Origin of the sequence: Hydrogenovibrio sp. 3SP14C1 (genome assembly GCF_029625905.1) — a bacterium.
Classification (GTDB): domain Bacteria; phylum Pseudomonadota; class Gammaproteobacteria; order Thiomicrospirales; family Thiomicrospiraceae; genus Hydrogenovibrio.
In genome coordinates this window covers 1-270 of sequence record NZ_JARTLM010000125.1, presented here as the reverse complement: position 1 = coordinate 270, position 270 = coordinate 1, and the positions used below count along the sequence as shown (strand labels likewise).

1 pseudogene is annotated in these 270 nt (G+C 59.6%); it reads left to right on the top strand.

Features of this window, described 5'->3' with window-relative positions:
- Positions 1 to 270: pseudogene (locus P8629_RS11910) on the top strand (alanine--tRNA ligase); the annotation flags it as partial.

Below are 270 nucleotides of genomic sequence, written 5' to 3'. Positions count from 1 at the left end.
CAACGTGCGCGGTGAAGTCGATGCCAGCCTGCGTAGCGCGACCATTCGTAACCACTCCGCGACCCACCTGCTGCACAAAGCACTGCGTATGGTGCTGGGCGATCACGTTCAGCAGAAGGGCTCGTTGGTCAACGCAGAGCGTCTGCGTTTTGACTTTAGCCACTTCGAACCGATGACCGCAGAGCAGCTTGCTGAGGTCGAGCGCATCGTCAACGAGCAAATCTTGGCCAATGCCCCGACGAAGATCGAGCAGATGAGCCTGGCCGAGGC